The organism is Corallococcus sp. BB11-1 (genome assembly GCF_026626625.1).
In the GTDB taxonomy this organism is placed as follows: domain Bacteria; phylum Myxococcota; class Myxococcia; order Myxococcales; family Myxococcaceae; genus Corallococcus; species Corallococcus soli.
Genome location: NZ_JAPNJY010000035.1, coordinates 314710 through 331370, shown reverse-complemented (window position 1 = coordinate 331370; position 16661 = coordinate 314710). Strand labels below are relative to the sequence as shown.

Below are 16661 nucleotides of genomic sequence, written 5' to 3'. Positions count from 1 at the left end.
CGCTCAGGCCGCCAGCTCGGGCACGTACTTCGCCACCAGCGCCTGGAGCTTCGACAGCTCCGGCCGGAGCGCGAACGCGTCCTTCACGTAGCGCAGCGACGCGGGGATGGACACCAGGAAGCCCGGGTTGCCCTTCACCCGGTTGATGAACTCGAAGCGGCCCGCGTCCTTCAGCTTGCGCTGGATGGTGAGCAGGTCGAAGAACGCCTTGAACTCCTTCGCGTCGATCTTCTCCCCGCTCTCCTGCTCGAACGTGGCGATGTAGACGTCCAGCATCGTGTCCACGAACCCGCGGTCCAGCTCCACGTAGCTGTCGCGCAGGAGCGCCACCAGGTCGTACTGGCGCGGGCCCTGGAGCGCATCCTGGAAGTCGATGACGACCAGCTCGCCCTCCTTCACCATGATGTTGCGGCTCTGGTAGTCGCGGTGCGTGAAGCCCTTGGGCGCGGCCGCCAGCTGCTTCGCGATGTCCTTGAACGTGGCGTCCAGCTCCGCGCGCTCCGCGGCCGTGGGCTGCTTGCCGCTCCAGGCCTCCAGGCCCCACTCGCGGAAGTGGTGCAGCTCCCAGTCGTAGAGGTCCTCGTCGAAGGCGCGCGTGAAGGCCAGGCACTCCGGATCCCGCTTCTTCTCCGCCTGCACGCGCAGGCGCGCCAGCAGCTCCACCGCGCGCGTGTAGAGCGCCTGGTTGTGGCGGCCGCCCTCCAGCGCGGACTCGAAGGTGATGTCGCTCAGGTCCTCCAGCACCATGAAGCCGGCGGGCTCGTCGTAGCGAAGGATGCGCGGCACGCGCACGCCCAGCCCTTCCAGGTAGCGGTGGACGTTGATGAAGGGCAGCTCCTTGGGGGGCTCGCCCTTGGTGGCCTCGTCGCTCTTCTTCGTCGCGTCCGGCGGCATCACCATCACCACCCAGCTCTCCGGGGGCGCGCCGACGCGGTAGTAGGAGCGGCTGCTCGCCTCGCCCTTGAGCTTCGTGATGGCTGCGTGGGGAACGGGACGGCCAATGGCCTGTCCCACCTGGTCGCGAAGGGCGGCCTCAAGTTCCATGGCGGACGGGTGCTCCAGCGGGGGAAGGAAAATCGCCCGCGAGTATCGAAGGCACGGCGCGGCGGGTCAAAGTCCGCGTGGAGCGCATGCCCGGCGACCGTTCAACCTGTCGCCCAAGCGACGCGAGCGCCCGTCCGGCCCGCCTTGCGTCCTCCCGCGTCAGGAAGCCTGGGGCCTTCGGGCATGTTCCCCCAGACGGGGCGGAGCACGTATAAGGCCCCGATACCCCCCTTTTCGGGAAGCCACGCACGATGGACATCCAAGAGAACATCCTCACCGCCATTGGCCACACGCCGTTGGTGAAGCTCAACAAGCTGGTCGGTCCGAACGACGCCACCGTGCTCGTGAAGTGCGAGTTCATGAACCCCGGCGCGTCCATCAAGGACCGCATGGCGCTCTACATCATCGAAAAGGCCGAACGGGAGGGGAAGCTCAAGCCCGGCGGCACCATCGTGGAGAACACGTCCGGCAACACCGGCATGGGCGTGGCGCTGGCGGCGGCGGTGAAGGGCTACAAGTGCATCTTCACCATGCCGGACAAGATGTCCCTGGAGAAGATCAACCGCCTGAAGGCCATGGGCGCCCAGGTCGTCGTGACGCCGACGAACGTGCCGGCCGAGGACCCTCGCAGCTACTACGAGACGTCCAAGCGGCTGCACCGCGAGACGCCCGGTGCGTTCATGCTGAACCAGTACCACAACCCGGACAACATCGAGGCGCACTACAACACCACGGGTCCGGAGATCCTCGAGCAGACCGAGGGCAAGTTCGACTACTTCGTGTCGGGCCTGGGCACCGGCGGCACGATGAGCGGCGCCGGCAAGTTCCTGAAGGAGAAGATCCCCGGCCTGAAGAACGTGGGCGTGGATCCGGAGGGCTCCGTCTACGAGGGCTACTTCAAGACGGGCAAGCTCACCGAGCCGCACGTCTACAAGGTGGAGGGCATTGGCGAGGACATGCTCTGCGGCGCGATGGACTTCTCCGTCGTGGACGACGTGCGCCAGGTGGATGACCGCCAGTGCTTCAACGCGGCCCGCCGGCTCGCGCGCGAGGAGGGCATCTTCGCGGGTGGCTCCTCCGGCGCCGCGGTGCACGTGGCGGTGGAGCTGGCGAAGGAGATTGGCAAGGGCAAGACCATCGTCGTCGTCCTGCCCGACTCCGGCAGCAGCTACATCTCCAAGTTCCACTCCGACGAGTGGATGCGCGACAACGGCTTCATGCAGGAGAAGGGCGCCGGCACCGTGCGCGACATCATCGGCGCGAAGCCGCGCGAGCTGAAGACGGCGAAGCGCGGGGACCGGGTGGACCACGTCGTGGAGACGATGCGCAGCCACGGCATCAGCCAGATGCCGGTGGTGTCCGAGGACGGGCGCGCCGCGGGCATGGTGCACGAGTACGACCTGCTCAACGCCCTGGTGGCCAACAAGGTGAAGTTCCAGGACACCATCGACCCCATCGTCGCCCCGCTCCAGGGCGCCGTGGCCGCCGAGGCCAGCATCGACCGGCTGCGCGAAATCTTCGCGCGCGACAACGTGGCCGTGGTGAAGGACGGCGAGAAGGTCATCGCCATCGTCACGAAGATCGACCTCATCGACTACCTGCACCGCACCACGGCCTGAGAAGGCACCGCGCGGCAGCAGGCGCCTGAAACACCGAGGGCCCGGAAGGAGGAGCGAACCTCCCTTCGGGCCCTTCGTGCGTCCAGCGCTTCAGCGGCGCTTCAGGGATCCGGCTTCGTCAGGTCCAGGGCCACCATGTGGAAGCCCGGGCCCACGTGGATGAAGCCGAAGCGCTTGGCGCGCTCCATGATGACGTCCAGCTGCGAGTAGCCCAGGAGCAGCTTGAAGCCCAGCCGCCGGGCCTCGTCGCGAATCGCGGCGACGATGGCGTTGACCGCCTCGTTGCGCACTTCCTTGCTCAGCCCGGGGGCGGCGATGATGCCTTCGATCAGCGCCACCGAGCTGTCCGTCCGGTACAGGAAGCCTGCGGCCTTGTCCGGGACCACGAAGCCCGTCTGGGGAAGGGCATCCGGGGTCATGGTCTCGTCCCATGGCTTGCGCCACAGCTCGAGCAACCCATGGTGCAGCTTGGGGTCGAAGGGAACGGGCTTCATGGACTAGGCGACGAGCGTGGACATGCGCTGCGCGGCCAGCTCGGCGGCGTTGCTGGTGCCCAGCTCCGTGAGCGGGTTCTTCTTGTTCGCCTTGAACAGGTCGCCGATGACGTCCGTGACCTTGCTCTTGCCGGACGCCAGGTTCAGCGCGCCGGACAGCAGGCTGTTGCCGCCCGCTCCGTCCATCAGGCCGGAGTTGGCGAAGGTACTGAGCGCGTTCTTGAACACGCCTCCGCCCGGGATGAGGTCGGTGGCCGCCCCCAGCAGCGACTGGATGGGGTTCTTGCCCTGCATCAGGCCGCTGGCGAAGCCCATCGCCGCGCCGAGCAGCGGATTCACCATCGTCACGAACGGCTTGACGATGTCCATCACCTTGCCGAGCGCCTTGCCGATGCCACCCATGGTCGTGATCCTTTTCGGGGAGGACCGCCAGGCGGCCCTCGAAGTGAGACGTTGAAGGATTCTCGGCGCCGGGGGCGATTAGTTGCCGGTCCTGGAATTATCAGGATTCTTCCGGGGAAACCCCTGGAGTTCCAGGCGCTTGCGCGACTCAGCCCCGGATGGGGCCCTTCTTGGTGACGGCCGGGTCGGCGGGGGGGCCGGGCTTCTTCGGGGTCACGGGCTCGCCGGGCTTGGGCGCCGTGCCGAGCGCGGCGCTGTAGCGCTGATCATGGCTCTTGTCGCTGCTGAAGCCGTCGCGCTGCTGGGCGGGGCTGATGACGATCTCCCCGTCGATGATCTTCTGCAGGTGGGTTTCGATCTCCGCCACCGTGGCGATCTTCGGGTCGCGCGCCTTCAGCTCCTCGTCGGGGACGATCTGGAGCTGCGGCGGCTTGTCCGGGTGGATGGCGTAGTCGAGGATCTTCTCCACGTACGCCTCCACGGGCAGCTTGAGCATCTCCGCCTGCTGCTTCACGTCCGCGTCGGCCAGCAGCTCCGCGCGCACCACCTCCACGGGACGCTTCAGGCGGCTCGGCGCCGGAGGCGGCACCACTTCGTTCTTGTCGGACATGGGCATCTCCTTGGGGGCTATTGCTAGCCCAGGTTGCCCCTGGAACTCAAAGTGTCCGGGTTTTGCTACGGGGCCGGCGGGCGGCGGGCGAAGAGGGCGTTGGCGATTTCGGTCATCACCACGTCGCCGTGCTGGTTGACGACCTCGAAGCGGAACTTGATGGCGCCCCGGTCGGGCTTGCTCGTGGAGGGGCGGGTCTCCAGCGTCTCGACGCGCACCTTGAGGGTGTCGCCGGGGCGCACCGGCTTCTTCCAGCGCAGCTCATCCAGGCCCGGCGAGCCCATGCTGGCGGACGTCGCCAGCAGGCCCTGCACGAGCAGCTTGTGGCAGATGGAGGCGGTGTGCCAGCCACTGGCGATGATGCCGCCGTAGATGCTCTGGCCGGCGGCCACCTCGTCGACGTGGAAGGGCTGGGGGTCGAACTGGTTCGCGAACGCGAGGATCTCCTCGCGCGTCACCCCGTACGGCCCCAGCTCCAGGATCTCACCGATGGGGAAGTCGTCGAAGTAGCGCATGGTGTCCCTCGGAAGGTGCCGGCCCGCCGGCGATGGAAGAGGTGGAGCGGTGTCCGCCCCTCCCTACCTTCCGGCGGGCCCTTCCGGCTACTGCGGAAGCGGCTCCTCGGGGTCCGCCACGGACTCGAGCGTGTCCGCGGGAGGCACCGGCCGGAGCAGGCGCGGCTCCGCGCGGTCGTCCGTCGGGGCCGGGGGCGTGTCCTGGGCCTCCTCCGCCGCCGCTTCCGCCGCCGCGCTGCTCGCTGCCCGGGCCGCGCTCTTGACCAGCGTCTTGCGCAGGGTGAGCGTGTCGCGCACGGTGTTGGTGGAGGTGATGAGCCGCGCCGTCAGCGTGCCGCCATCCACCATCACGTCCAGGAAGCCATAGGACTGGTTGTCGCGCAGCGCGGTCCACGCGGGCTGGCTGCTGGGGAAGGAGCGCAGCGTCGCGCCGCCGCTGCCCACCACGAGGTACGGGATGCCGCGCTGGCTTCCGGACGCCATGGTGTCTCCGAACATGGGCTTGCTGCGCTCGTAGTTGTGGTCATGGCCGGTGAGGACCAGGTCCACGCCGTACTTCTCGAACAGGGGCCCGAACTGGCGGCGCATGGTGAGCTGCGAGCCGTGCTCGCCGCTGGACCACGACGGGTGGTGGAAGAAGGCCACCGTCCACGGGCGCGTGTTCGCGGCCAGGTCCGCCTCCGCCCACGCCTTCTGCGCCGAGAGCGTGCACCGGTCCGCGGACGCCAGGCCTACCGCGCAGTTGGAATCCAGGGAGATGAAGTGCACCGGGCCCCAGTCGAACGAGTAGTAGCGCTCCGTGCCCGCCGGGTTGTTGGCCGGCAGGTAGAGGTTGTCCAGGTAGGGCTGCGCCTGGTTCGTCACGTACTCGTGGTTGCCGGGCGTGGCGAACATGGGCACCTCGCGCAGCAGCGGGGCCATGGGCGTGAACAGGTGCGCCTGGAACTCCGCGTCCGTGCCGTCCGGGTAGGCGTTGTCGCCCAGCGCCAGCAGCAGCTCCGAGCGCCACGCGGGCGTGGCCATCACCGCCATCACCTTCCTCTGGAAGCTGCCGCCCGTGCCGAAGTCCCCCATCGCGGTGAAGCGCACCTTCGTCGCCAAGGACGTGGGCGCGGTCTGGAAGGTGCGCAGGCCGGTGGTGCTGCCGCACGCGGACACCACGTAGCCATAGGTGCGGCCCGCGGACAGGCCGGACAGCTTCACCGCGTGGCGCGTGCCCGACACGCCCGCGCTGACGGTGCTCGTGAGGCTGGTGCCCTCGCCGTAGCGCACGGTGGGCGTGCAGGTGCTGGCGGTGCGGAAGGCCACGATGGCGGAGGTCTGCTTCACGCTCTGCAGGTACGGCAGCCGGGGCAGCGCGGGGCCGGCGTCTGACGAGGACGGGGGCGCGGCCGCCGCGCACGCCCGGGTCTCCGCGATGGAGTTCCAGTCGTTCACCGTGTTGCCGTTGACCGTGATGCGCACGTAGCGCGCGCTCCGGGCGGAGAAGGACGTCGTCTGCGCGGACGCGGTGAGGGCGCTGTCGCCCGCGTACGCCTGCGTGAAGGTGGCGCCGTCCGCGGAGGTGGCGATGACGAAGTGGTTCTGCCGCTCGTTGCCCCGGTGCCACGCGATGGTGGTGCCCGTGAGCGACTGCACGGAGCCCAGGTCCATCTGGAGCCAGACGCCCTGCCCCTGCGCGCTCCAGCGCGTGCCCAGGTTGTCGTCCTGCGTGTTCGCGGCGACGTTGCCGTCGTCACCGCTGGCCGTCACGGCCTTCGTCACGAGCTGGTTGCAGTTCGCGGCGGAGAGAAAGGACTCATCCCCCTGCGCTTCCGGTGAAGGAAGTGCGACGGGGGGGAAGTCGGAGTCGGTGGGAACAGGCGGGGACTCGCAGCCAGTCACGAGCCACGCGCCCAGGAGGCCGGTGGAGACAAGCAGTCGATTGCGCATCGCGCCGGAAACGTTGTGCTCCAATCAACATTCCCCCCGCCCTGGAGGGCATCCAGGCAGCCTGGAGGGGAGGCAGGCGCGGGCCGCGCTCCAGGTCCGGAAACGGCGAAGGGCCTCCACGCGCCCGGTGTGGGGGAGCGTGAAGGCCCTTCCTGTTCCAGCAGCGAGGCGACCGGGGGCTACTTCGCCCGCTCGAGCGCCTGCGCCAGGTCGTCGATGAGGTCCTGCGAGTCCTCGATGCCCACGGACAGGCGGATGAAGCCGTCGGAGATGCCCAGCTTCTCCCGCGTCTCCTGGGGGACGGAGGCGTGGGTCATGATGGCGGGGTGCTCGATGAGGGACTCGACGCCGCCCAGGGACTCGGCGCAGGCGAAGACCTTCACCGTCTTGAGGAAGGTGCGCGCCGCCTCCAGGCCGCCGTGGATGTCGAACGTCAGCATGCCGCCGAAGCCGGTCATCTGCTGGCGGGCCAGGGCGTGCTGCGGGTGCGTCTCCAGGCCCGGGTAGGTGACCTTCTTCACCTGCTTGTGCGTGGCCAGGTACTGGGCGACCTTCATCGCGTTGTGCGCGTGGCGGTCCATGCGCACGTGCAGCGTCTTCACGCCGCGCAGCACCAGGAAGCTGTCGAAGGCGCCGGACACGCCGCCCACCGCGTTCTGCAGGAAGTACATCCGCTCCGCGACGTCGTCGCGGCTGGTGCACACGAAGCCGCCCACCACGTCGCTGTGGCCGTTGAGGTACTTCGTCGTGGAGTGCGCGACGACGTCGAAGCCCAGCGCCAGCGGCTTCTGGAAGTACGGCGTCATGAACGTGTTGTCCGCGACGGACAGGATGCCGCGCTTCTTGGCGATCTCCGCGATGCGGCCCAGGTCGATGAGCTTGAGCATCGGGTTCGTCGGCGTCTCCACCCAGACCATCTTCGTCTTGGGGGTGATGGCCGCTTCGAAGTTCTCCGGCTTGGAGAGGTCCACGAAGGAGTACGAGATGCCCGCGCGCTTCCACACCTTGTCGAAGAGGCGGAAGGTGCCGCCGTACACGTCGTCGGAGACGATGACGTGGTCACCGACCTCCAGCATGTGCATCAGCATGTCCGTGCCGGCGAGGCCGGACGCGAACGCGGCGCCGTACTTCGCGCCCTCCAGCGCGGCCAGGCAGTCCTGCAGCGCCTTGCGCGTGGGGTTCTGCGTGCGGCTGTACTCGTAGCCCTTGTGCTCCCCCGGCCCGTCCTGGACGTAGGTGGAGGTCAGGTAGACGGGCGTCATGATGGCGCCCGTGGTGGGGTCCGGCTCCTGGCCGGCATGGATGGCGAGCGTGTCGAAGCGCATGGCCCGCGAACTAACACAGTCCCAACGCCCGCGCAGCGCTCCCGGGCTGTCTTCGGGTGCTACTCGAACCGGCCGTGCCGGCCCGCTCCCCCGGCGAAGCGCGCGGCCCCGGACAGGGACTCCGCCTGGACCACCTTCACCCCCTCCCGGAACTCCTGGCGCAATGCGTCTTCCAGCCCCAGCCCGTCCTGGGTGTAGGCGGAGGTCCGGTCCGCGTTCATGCACGCCTGGGGGAAGGCGGCCAATTGGTGCGCCAGGGCCTCCGCGGCCTTCCGGGCCTCGCCCTTCGGCACCACGCGGTTGACCAGGCCCATGCCCAGCGCCTCGGAGGCGGGCACGGGGCGGCCGGTGAGGATGAGGTCCAGGGCGCGGGACAGGCCAATCAACCGGGGCAGGCGCACGGTGCCCCCGTCGATGAGCGGCACGCCCCAGCGGCGGCAGAAGACGCCCAGCACCGCGTCCTCCTCCGCCACGCGCAGGTCGCACCACAGGGCCAATTCCAGCCCGCCCGCCACCGCGTGGCCGGAGATGGCCGCCACCACGGGCTTGGACAGCAGCAGGCGTGAGGGGCCCATGGGCGCATCCCCTTCCGGCTCCAGGCGCGACAGGCGCCCCTCGGACAGGGCCTTCAGGTCCGCGCCCGCGCAGAAGGTGCCCTCGTCGCCGAAGAGCACGCCCACGCGCGCGCCCGGGTCCGCGTCGAAGGCGCGGAAGGCGTCCGCCAACCCAGCGGCCGTGTCGCGGTCCACCGCGTTGCGGACCTCCGGGCGGTGGAGGATGACGGTGGTGACGGGGCCGTTCTTCTCGACGCGCACGCTCATGGCCCCGGGTTTTCCCCCGCCCCGCGTCCGGGCTGCAATATGAGGGGCGCGCGCGGGTGCGAAACAGGAAGGACCGACGGGCATGGCGGACGAAGGCAAAGAGGACACGCAGGGCACGGCGCCAGCGGGCACGAGCATGTTCGAGAACCGCCTGCGCAAGAACGCGAAGCGCCTGCGCAAGTGGGCCCGCGCGCAGGGGCTCACCGCCTTTCGCGTCTATGACCGGGACATCCCGGAGTACTCCTACGCGGTGGACCTCTACGGCGACCACGCGCACGTCGTGGAGTACCCGCGCCGCAAGGCCCACGCGAAGGGCGCCAGCACGGAGTCGGAGCGCGCGGAGGTGCTCGCCGCCGTCACCGCCGTGCTGGGCGTGCCCGCGGAGAAGACGTCCGTGAAGACGCACACGCCCCAGCCCTGGGGCCGCTCGCAGTACGGCCGCGTGGGCCAGGGCAGCGAGCGACTGGTGGTGGAGGAGCAGGGGCTGAAGTTCTGGGTGAACCTGGGCGACTACCTGGACACCGGCCTCTTCATGGACCACCGCAACACCCGCGCGCGCGTGCGCACGGAGGCCAGGGGCAAGCAGTTCCTCAACCTCTTCGCGTACACGGGCGCGTTCACGGTGTACGCGGCGGCGGGCGGCGCGGCGGGCAGCGTGAGCGTGGACCTGTCCAACACGTACCTGGATTGGGCGGAGGACAACCTGGTGCTCAACGGCCTGGCGGACCCGCGCCACGTGCTCATCCGCGCGGACGCGAAGGCGTGGCTGGAGGACCAGGCGCGGCACGGGGAGGACCGGTATGAGCTCATCGTCTGCGACCCGCCGTCGTTCTCCACGTCGAAGAAGATGTCGGGGAACTTCGACGTGCAGCGCGACCACGTCCGGATGCTCGAACACCTCCAGGCGCTCTTGTCGCCCGGAGGTGTCCTGTACTTCTCCACGAACTACCTGGGCTTCGAACTGAAGGACTCCGCGACCCGGGGCCTGGAGCAGGTGGAGGAGCTCACCCCCCGCTCCATCCCCGAGGACTTCCACCGCAAGGAGATCCACCGCTGCTGGCGCATGGTGGCCCCCTCGCGATGAAGGCCGTCACCCGCTGGCGGTGACTACAGCCAGCAGACGTTGTCCTGGCAGCGCTCGCCGGACGGGCACTCGCAGTTGGCCTGGCAGGCGTTGCCGGAGCCGTTGTTGACGGGCTTGCACTGACCGCTGGTGCAGGCCTGGCCGGCGGGGCACTCGCAGTTGGCGCGGCACACGGAGCCGGACGTGCCCGCGTCGGGCGACGGCTGCGGCGCGGGCAGCTTGCACTTGCCGCTGGTGCAGACCTCACCGGACGGGCACTCGCAGTTCACCGTGCAGGACTGGTTGCTGCCCGTGCCGGGGTCCGGCGTGGGCGCCTTGCAGTAGCCGCCGTTGCAGACCTGACCGGAGGGGCAGTCGCAGTTGGCCTGGCACGACTGGCCCGGGTTCGGCTGCGGCGACTTGCACTGGCCGCTGTTGCAGACCTGGCCCGCGGGGCACTCGCAGTTGGCCTGGCACGCGCCGCCGGGGGGGATGGGCAGGCAGTAGCCGATCTCGCACTTCGTGTCCGCCGAGCACTCCGTGGTGGAGGTGCAGGGCGCGCGGCACTGGCCGTTCACGCAGTCCTTGCTCGCCGGGCACTGGGCCTGGGTGGTGCAGGCGTTCGGGTCCTGCTGGCGCGGCTCGCACAGCCCCTGGACGCACATGCCCGTGGGGCCGCACTTGGCATCCGTGTCACAGCCCTTCTTGCAGATGCTGTTGATGCAGTAGCGGTCCTCGCCGCAGTCCGTATTGACCCGGCAGGTGGGGGCGGAGCCGCCGTCCGTCGTGCCGGCGTCCGGCTTGGAGCCACCGTCCGGCTTGGAGCCGCCGTCCGTCGTGCCGCCATCCGGCTTGGCGCCGCCGTCCGGCTTGGAGCCGCCGTCCGTCGTGCCGGCGTCCGGCTTGGAGCCGCCCGGCTTGGGGGTGCAGAAGTTGTCCTGGCAGCGGCCGGAGGAGCCGCATTCGGAGTCGCGGTAGCAGGGCTGGGCGCACCAGCCGTTGATGCACATCTGCGAGTCGGGGCACTCGCTGGAGTACACGCAGGACGCGGTGTCGGACGAGAGGTCCCAGCAACTGCCGGCGCGACAGTACTGGTCGCTGCCACAGTCGGAGGTGCTCACGCAGCTGGAGCTGTAGTCGTAGTCATCGTCGGGCCAGTACCCGTCGCCACGCGTATCGAGGATGCAACCCGACAACAGGCCTAACAGCGCAAGGAACGGCACGAACAGCGTGCCGCGAAGCGAGGTGTTCCTCATGAGTGGGGGCTCCAAAGGAATAGGATGGGTCCGGACCGGCCACCGGGGGGGTCATCCGATTTCGTGAGGCTTCGACGCAAGAGGGGGTCGGATCGATCAAATTATTTTGATCTTTTTTCGTCTGACCGGAGACCCAGGGGCACGGAGGCAGTGTGCACGTCTGGACCACCGACACAGACTGGGGGGCGTTCCTGGATGGGGGGTGCGCTCGGCGTACGCTCGCCACCCTCGAAGGAGAAGCGCAGGTGTTCATCCGTGGAGCGCGCTCATGGGCAGCCGCGAACCCACCCGGGACCGGGTCGGGCGAGGGGACCGCGCGCGCGCCGCTGCCCACGGACGAGGCGCACCTGCTCGCCCTGGTGCGTCGTGTCCAGGCCGGAGAGCTTACCGCCTTCGAGCAGCTCTATGAGGCCACGCGCGAGGACGCGGCGCGCACGCTGCGCCATCTGGTGGGCAACCGCGTGGAGGTGGAGGACCTGCTCCAGGAGACGTACCTCCGGCTGCTCACGGCGGTGAAGGGCTTCCGGGGCGAGTCGCGCTTCCGGACGTTCCTCTACCGGGTATGCTCCAACGTGGCGCTGAGCCACCTGCGCTGGAAGCGGCGCCGGCCGGAGGATGCGTTCGCGGATCCGCCGGAGGTGGTGGCCCCCGGGGAGGACCCCGAGCGCGCCGCGGAGCGCCGTCAGGCGGCCCGGTTGGTGGAGGCGGCGCTGGAGAAGCTCAAGCCCAAGAAGCGGATCGTCTTCGTCTACCACGAGCTGTGCGGCATGAGCCCGGACGAGATCGCCCTGGCCGTGGGAAGCTCGGTCAACACCGTGCGCAGCCGCCTGCACCACGCGAGAGTGGAGTTCACCGAAGCCATGCAGCGCCTGGTCGTCGCCCGGCCGGTGGGAGGTCCCCATGGCCGGCCATGAGACCCAGGCCCTGTGGGCGCTGGCCGCGGGCGAGCTGGACGCGGCGGCGCGAGCCCGCGTGGAGACACACGTCGAGGCCTGTGCTTCCTGCGCGGCGGCGCTGAAGCAGGTGGTGGAGGCCCGAGCGCTGCTGAGCACCGCGCGCGAGGTGGAGCCCGCCGTGCGGTGGGAGGAGGCGGGAGCCAGGCTGAAGGCGGCGGCGGCGAAGCGGATGGCCGTGCCCGAGCGCAGGGTCCTGTCACCCTGGGCGCTGACCCTCGCGGGGGCCTGCGCCGTCGCGCTCGTGCTGTGGCTGGGCGAGGCGTTGCTCACGGGGAGGACCACGGGCACGGGGACGTCCGCTGTCGCGACGCAGGGGCCGCGCGACGCGGAGGCTCCAGTGGGAGCAGCGGCGGCCGTGGCGGCTGGATCCGGATCCGCACCTGCCGGGGGCAATGGGCAGCAGGAGGCGGCTGCCGTGGCGGTTGGCTCCGCTCCGGCGTTGGCTGCACGGGAGGCGGTCGCGGCGCGCGCCGAGGCCGCGTCCACCACCGAGGCGGAGCGGGTCGCGGGCGCGGTGGTGCGCGAGGCCACCGGAGCGGAGCACGCGCTGGCTCCGGGCATGCGGTTGCGCTCCGGCATGGCGGTTCGCACGCCCGCGAAGGCCTCCGCCGTGCTGCGGCTCCCGGACGCGAGCCGGGTGCGGCTGTCGTCGGGTTCGGACGTGGTGTTCGCTCGCGCGGAGACGAACGCGGTGCACCTCACGGTCCAACAGGGACGCCTCTCCGTGACGGCCTCGCACGCGCAGCGGGAAGGCTTCCTCGTGGAGTCCGCCGGCCTGCGCGTCACCGTGGTCGGCACGGTCTTCTCCGTGGAGCGCACGGCGGGCGGTGCCGCGGTGGCGGTGCTCGAAGGACGCGTGCGCGTGGATGCGGAGGGTCAACCTCCGCGCTTCGTGGACGCAGGCGAACGCGTGGAGCTGGCCCAGGCCGGAGGCGCGCTGAAGCCTCGCGCGCTCTCCGCTGGAGACCGGCAGGCCTTCCGCGACCTGCGTGCCGCCGAGCCTCGCCCGACCGTCGCGAGCGCCACGCCTCCGAGGATGGAACCGACGCCGACCGGGGTGTCCCCTGCCCCGCGGGCGTTGACGCCCAAGGGCGGGAGGTCCCAGCCCGCGAACGACGCCCCGCCGCGCCAGGCCGTCGCGACCGCCTCCAATGACGTGGAGGCCCCGAACGCCAGGCCCGAAGCTCCTGCGCCGACGGATGGCACCGCGCCGCGCCAATCCGTTGCCACCGCCTCCAACCCCTTGGAGGAGGTCCCTACCCCGGCTCCAGGCTCCACGCCCCCATCCGACACCGCGTCCCCTCCGTCCGTGGCCACCGCACCCCCTGCCTCGGGTGACGCGGCCCATGCGTCCGCAGCCACGACCCCGGGGAACGCCGCACCGGACAAGGCCGTGACCGCGACGCCCACCGGGCCCGCGACCGCTGACGGGGACTTCGTGCCCTACCCCGGCTCCACCGGTGACGCGCTCGCGTCCGCCGCGCCCCTGCTGGCTCCGGGCACGGTGCAGGCACCGTCCATCGCCCCGCCGCCTCCGGTGCAGCCGCGCCGTCGCAAGTCGCTGGCCATGCTCGTCCCGGGCGGACTGCTGTCGGACGACTCCGACGAGCGCTTCCTCGGGTACGCCCGGTTGCAATCACAGGGCTCGACGTGTGGACGCTTCCTGGTGGGGCTGGGAGAGATTGCCCAGGCCAGCCCCCGCGACAAGCACCGCGAGGACGCCCGCGCCCTGCGGGGTCGCTGCTTCACGAAGCAGCGCCAACCCGCCGCCGCCGAGGACGAATACCGCCAGTACCTGACCGAGTTCCCCAACGGCCGCTACGCCACCGAGGCCCGCGTCGCCCTGGGCCTCCCCGCAGTGCCCGCGCCGGGTGCGCCCGAAGGCGCTCCCGCTCCGCTGCCGAAGCCCGTTCCCCTCCAGCCGCGCTGGACTCCTGGGGAGATGGGCTCGCCCCAGCGGCCTCCCGTCAGCCCCGGGACTTCTCGTCGCTGGTGAACTCCGCGTCCACTTCGCCGCCCTCGCTCCGGGGGCGGCGGAAGGTCGCGGGGCCCTCCGCGGGCTCCACCGAGGCGGGCACCTCCGACGTGTCGAAGCGCCGCGCGTCCTGGAAGGGACCCGGCGGCCGGTTCGGGTCGAGCGGGCTCCCATCCGGCACCGGCCCGACGCCCCCGAAGTGCACGACGCGCACCGCGCCCGAGCGCAGGGTCTGCTCCAACGAGCGCCGCACGCGCGCCGTCATGAAGCGGCGCACCGGCGGCACCATCAGCGCCAGCCCGATGACGTCCGAGAGGAACCCCGGCGCGATGAGCAGCGCGCCGCCCACCATCACCAGCACCCCGCTGAGCAGGCCCTCCTCGGGCACGCCGCCCCCCGCCATGGCCTCACGCCAGTTGCGGAACACCCGCTCGCCCTGCTTCCGGGCGATGAGGCTCCCCAGCACGGCGGAGGCCGCGAGCAGCCCGAGCGTGGAGGCCAATCCGATGTGATGACCGAGCGTGATCAGCAGGTACAGCTCCGCCAGGGGCAACAGGATGCAGATGATGACGAGGGCCTTGAGCACGAGGGCACGTTAACGCCAGAACCGCCTCCGCGCTCATCTCCAGTCACACAACCCGTGCTGTACGCCCGCGAGCGCCCGCCGGGAGGGGACGGTCTCCCGCGCCTGGCAGCCGGCCCTGCTGGAGCGGGGCCGGTGGGGCCCCGGGCGCACTCATTCGCCGTTGAGCTGCCCGAGCAGCGACGTCATCACGAAGTAGAGGATGGCGAAGCCCCCCACCCCGAAGAGGATGAGCTTCAGGGGCAGCGACATCCCGGGCCCCTTGGGCGCGTACCGGGCCGCCGCGTCCATCGCCTCCGCCAGGCCGGGGGTGATCTCCATGCGGGGCGCCGTGCGGGCGTACTGCTCCGTGCGCGTGTACTGCTCCACCACGCGCTCCGTGTCGGAGGACGCCAGGACCTGCCCGAGCTGCGGGTCGAACAGCCGGACCTTCGCCTCGCGGGCCAGGGCCGCGGCTTCCGCCAGCACCTCGCGGATGAGGTCCGCCTGGGCCAGCAGCGGCACGCGCAGCTCCGTGGCCACGACCCGGCCCTTGTCGTGGAGCGGCGCCACCTCCACCCCGCCCTGGGACAAGGCCCAGTCGCGCACGCCATCCGGGCGGGCGGCCCCCGACCTCGTCGCCAGGAGGGCATCCACCCGCGCCGCGTCGAAGGGGACGTCCGGGGCCATCGCTTGAAGGACCAACTCGTATCTCACGCGGGTTACGAGTATACGCCGCGCGGGGCGGTCCCCGCCCCCTTTCCCTCCGAGAACGCCTCATGAAGCCTTCCTCCCCCCCTCGCTCCGGCCGGCCCTCGGGCCCCAGCCCCCTTCCCCCCGGACGCGGGAGGCCCGGCTCGCGTCCGGAGAAGCACCACCCCGACCGCAAGACGCCCGACCTGGGCCCGGACGGCACGCCCCAGGTGATGCTGCTGCGCCGCGGCAGCGACCGCTGGCAGGCGGGCCCGCCGTGGATCTACCGCGCGGACCTCAACGGCGACCCCGGCCTCCAGGGCGGCGAAGTCGTCCGCGTGGTGGACGGCCGCGGCTGGTTCATGGGCAAGGCCTTCTATTCGAAGGTGTCCAAGATCTCCCTGCGCTGGCTCACCAGCGACGACATCGCGGTGGACGTGGAGTTCTTCAGGAAGCGCCTCCAGTCCGCGGAGGCCCTGCGCAAGCTGGCGCTCCCCGGTGAGACGACGTACCGGCTGGTGCATGGTGAGGCGGACGGCCTGCCCGGCCTCGTGGTGGACCGCTACGGCGACTACCTGAGCGTGCAGTTCCTCATCCCCGCCATGGAGCAGCGCAAGGACCTCATCGCGGACCTCCTGGAGGAGCAGTTCCACCCCAAGGGCATCGTCAACCGCTCCGACGTGAGCGTGCGCCACCTGGAAGGGCTGCTGCCGGAGAAGGGCCTGCTGCGCGGAGCGCTGCCGCCGGGCCCCGTGTCCTTCGACGAGGGCCTCGTGCGCATGCGCGCGGACCTGCTCGAAGGCCAGAAGACGGGCGCCTTCCTGGACCAGCGTGAGAACCACGTCATGGCGGCGCACTACGCCTTCGGCGACGCGCTGGACTGCTTCAGCTACGTGGGCGGCTTCGCGCTCCAGCTGGCCACGAAGGCGAAGCACGTCACCGCGGTGGAGATCTCCGACGCGGCCTCCGCGCAGCTCCGCGAGAACGCCCAGGCCAACAAGCTCACCAACCTGGACGTGGTGACGGGCAACGCGTTCGACTTCCTGCGCGACGCGGTGGACGAGGGCAAGCGCTACGACACCATCGTTTTGGATCCGCCCTCGTTCGCGAAGAACAAGGACGCCATTCCGGCGGCGGTGCGCGGCTACAACGAGCTCAACCTGCGCGCCTTCCAGCTCTTGCGCCCGGGCGGCATCCTCGTGACGGCCAGCTGCACCTACCACGTGGACGAACAGGCCTTCGAGGACATGCTCGCCTCCGCGGCGTCGGACGCGCGGCGCCGGGTGCAGATCATCGAGCGGCGCGGCGCGGGCCGGGATCACCCCGTGCTCATGAACCTGCGCGAGACGCGCTACCTCAAATGTTTCGTCCTGCGCATGCTGTGAGTTAGGGTA

General features: G+C 70.4%; 16 protein-coding genes. 5 read left to right on the top strand and 11 right to left on the bottom strand.

Translation table 11 applies throughout. The annotated features are described in order from the left end of the window. Window positions 1–3: 3 nt before the first annotated feature. The gene (locus OV207_RS30620) at window positions 4–1044 is read right to left on the bottom strand and encodes an aminoglycoside phosphotransferase family protein (protein ID WP_193349506.1); all 1041 of its coding nucleotides are present in this window, start codon (window positions 1042–1044) and stop codon (window positions 4–6) included. Window positions 1045–1295: 251 nt separating this feature from the next. On the opposite strand from OV207_RS30620, the gene OV207_RS30615 reads away from it, so the two are divergent. Then, complete coding sequence (locus tag OV207_RS30615; RefSeq protein WP_193349505.1) at window positions 1296–2663, top strand: pyridoxal-phosphate dependent enzyme; 1368 nt, start codon at window positions 1296–1298, stop codon at window positions 2661–2663. A 101-nt stretch (window positions 2664–2764) separates the two neighbouring features. On the opposite strand, the gene OV207_RS30610 is transcribed toward OV207_RS30615, so the two are convergent. From OV207_RS30610 to OV207_RS30580, 7 genes are all read right to left on the bottom strand, one after another. Continuing rightward, window positions 2765–3157: a hypothetical protein gene (locus tag OV207_RS30610; RefSeq protein ID WP_193349504.1), complete on the bottom strand. Its 393-nt coding sequence runs from the start codon at window positions 3155–3157 to the stop codon at window positions 2765–2767. A 3-nt stretch (window positions 3158–3160) separates the two neighbouring features. Beyond that, complete coding sequence (locus OV207_RS30605; RefSeq protein ID WP_193349503.1) at window positions 3161–3559, bottom strand: hypothetical protein; 399 nt, start codon at window positions 3557–3559, stop codon at window positions 3161–3163. 148 nt (window positions 3560–3707) lie between these two features. Further along, window positions 3708–4169, bottom strand: a complete 462-nt coding sequence (locus tag OV207_RS30600) for a hypothetical protein (RefSeq protein ID WP_267558556.1) — start codon at window positions 4167–4169, stop codon at window positions 3708–3710. Between the two features lie 65 nt (window positions 4170–4234). After that, complete coding sequence (locus OV207_RS30595) at window positions 4235–4684, bottom strand: MaoC family dehydratase (protein ID WP_267558555.1); 450 nt, start codon at window positions 4682–4684, stop codon at window positions 4235–4237. 87 nt (window positions 4685–4771) lie between these two features. Then, entirely contained in the window at window positions 4772–6616 is a 1845-nt protein-coding gene (locus OV207_RS30590; RefSeq protein WP_267558554.1) for a discoidin domain-containing protein, read from the bottom strand. Window positions 6617–6795: 179 nt separating this feature from the next. Beyond that, a complete protein-coding gene (locus tag OV207_RS30585) occupies window positions 6796–7941 on the bottom strand; it encodes a cystathionine gamma-synthase (RefSeq protein WP_267558553.1) in 1146 nt (381 codons plus the stop codon). A gap of 59 nt (window positions 7942–8000) precedes the next feature. Then, window positions 8001–8762, bottom strand: a complete 762-nt coding sequence (locus OV207_RS30580; RefSeq protein ID WP_267558552.1) for a crotonase/enoyl-CoA hydratase family protein — start codon at window positions 8760–8762, stop codon at window positions 8001–8003. Window positions 8763–8844: 82 nt separating this feature from the next. Here OV207_RS30580 and OV207_RS30575 point away from each other — a divergent pair, with 82 nt between their 5' ends. Then, entirely contained in the window at window positions 8845–9846 is a 1002-nt protein-coding gene (locus tag OV207_RS30575; protein ID WP_267558551.1) for a class I SAM-dependent methyltransferase, read from the top strand. Between the two features lie 23 nt (window positions 9847–9869). On the opposite strand, the gene OV207_RS30570 is transcribed toward OV207_RS30575, so the two are convergent. Beyond that, on the bottom strand, window positions 9870–11081 hold the full coding sequence (locus tag OV207_RS30570; RefSeq protein ID WP_267558550.1) for a hypothetical protein: 1212 nt from the start codon (window positions 11079–11081) through the stop codon (window positions 9870–9872). 245 nt (window positions 11082–11326) lie between these two features. On the opposite strand from OV207_RS30570, the gene OV207_RS30565 reads away from it, so the two are divergent. Together OV207_RS30565 and OV207_RS30560 are read left to right on the top strand one after the other, a co-directional pair. Then, window positions 11327–11995, top strand: coding sequence for an RNA polymerase sigma factor (locus tag OV207_RS30565; RefSeq protein WP_267558549.1), 669 nt, complete (start codon window positions 11327–11329; stop codon window positions 11993–11995). After that, window positions 11982–14033, top strand: a complete 2052-nt coding sequence (locus OV207_RS30560) for a FecR domain-containing protein (RefSeq protein WP_267558548.1) — start codon at window positions 11982–11984, stop codon at window positions 14031–14033. The genes OV207_RS30565 and OV207_RS30560 overlap by 14 nt, the downstream gene beginning before the upstream one ends. Here OV207_RS30560 and OV207_RS30555 read toward each other — a convergent pair. Together OV207_RS30555 and OV207_RS30550 are read right to left on the bottom strand one after the other, a co-directional pair. Next, window positions 14005–14598 (bottom strand): FxsA family protein, encoded by a 594-nt coding sequence (locus OV207_RS30555; RefSeq protein WP_267558547.1) that lies wholly within the window; start codon window positions 14596–14598, stop codon window positions 14005–14007. The genes OV207_RS30560 and OV207_RS30555 overlap by 29 nt on opposite strands. A gap of 150 nt (window positions 14599–14748) precedes the next feature. Then, on the bottom strand, window positions 14749–15264 hold the full coding sequence (locus OV207_RS30550) for a hypothetical protein (protein ID WP_267558546.1): 516 nt from the start codon (window positions 15262–15264) through the stop codon (window positions 14749–14751). An 89-nt stretch (window positions 15265–15353) separates the two neighbouring features. On the opposite strand from OV207_RS30550, the gene OV207_RS30545 reads away from it, so the two are divergent. Next, window positions 15354–16652, top strand: a complete 1299-nt coding sequence (locus OV207_RS30545) for a class I SAM-dependent rRNA methyltransferase (RefSeq protein ID WP_193349487.1) — start codon at window positions 15354–15356, stop codon at window positions 16650–16652. Window positions 16653–16661: the final 9 nt, after the last annotated feature.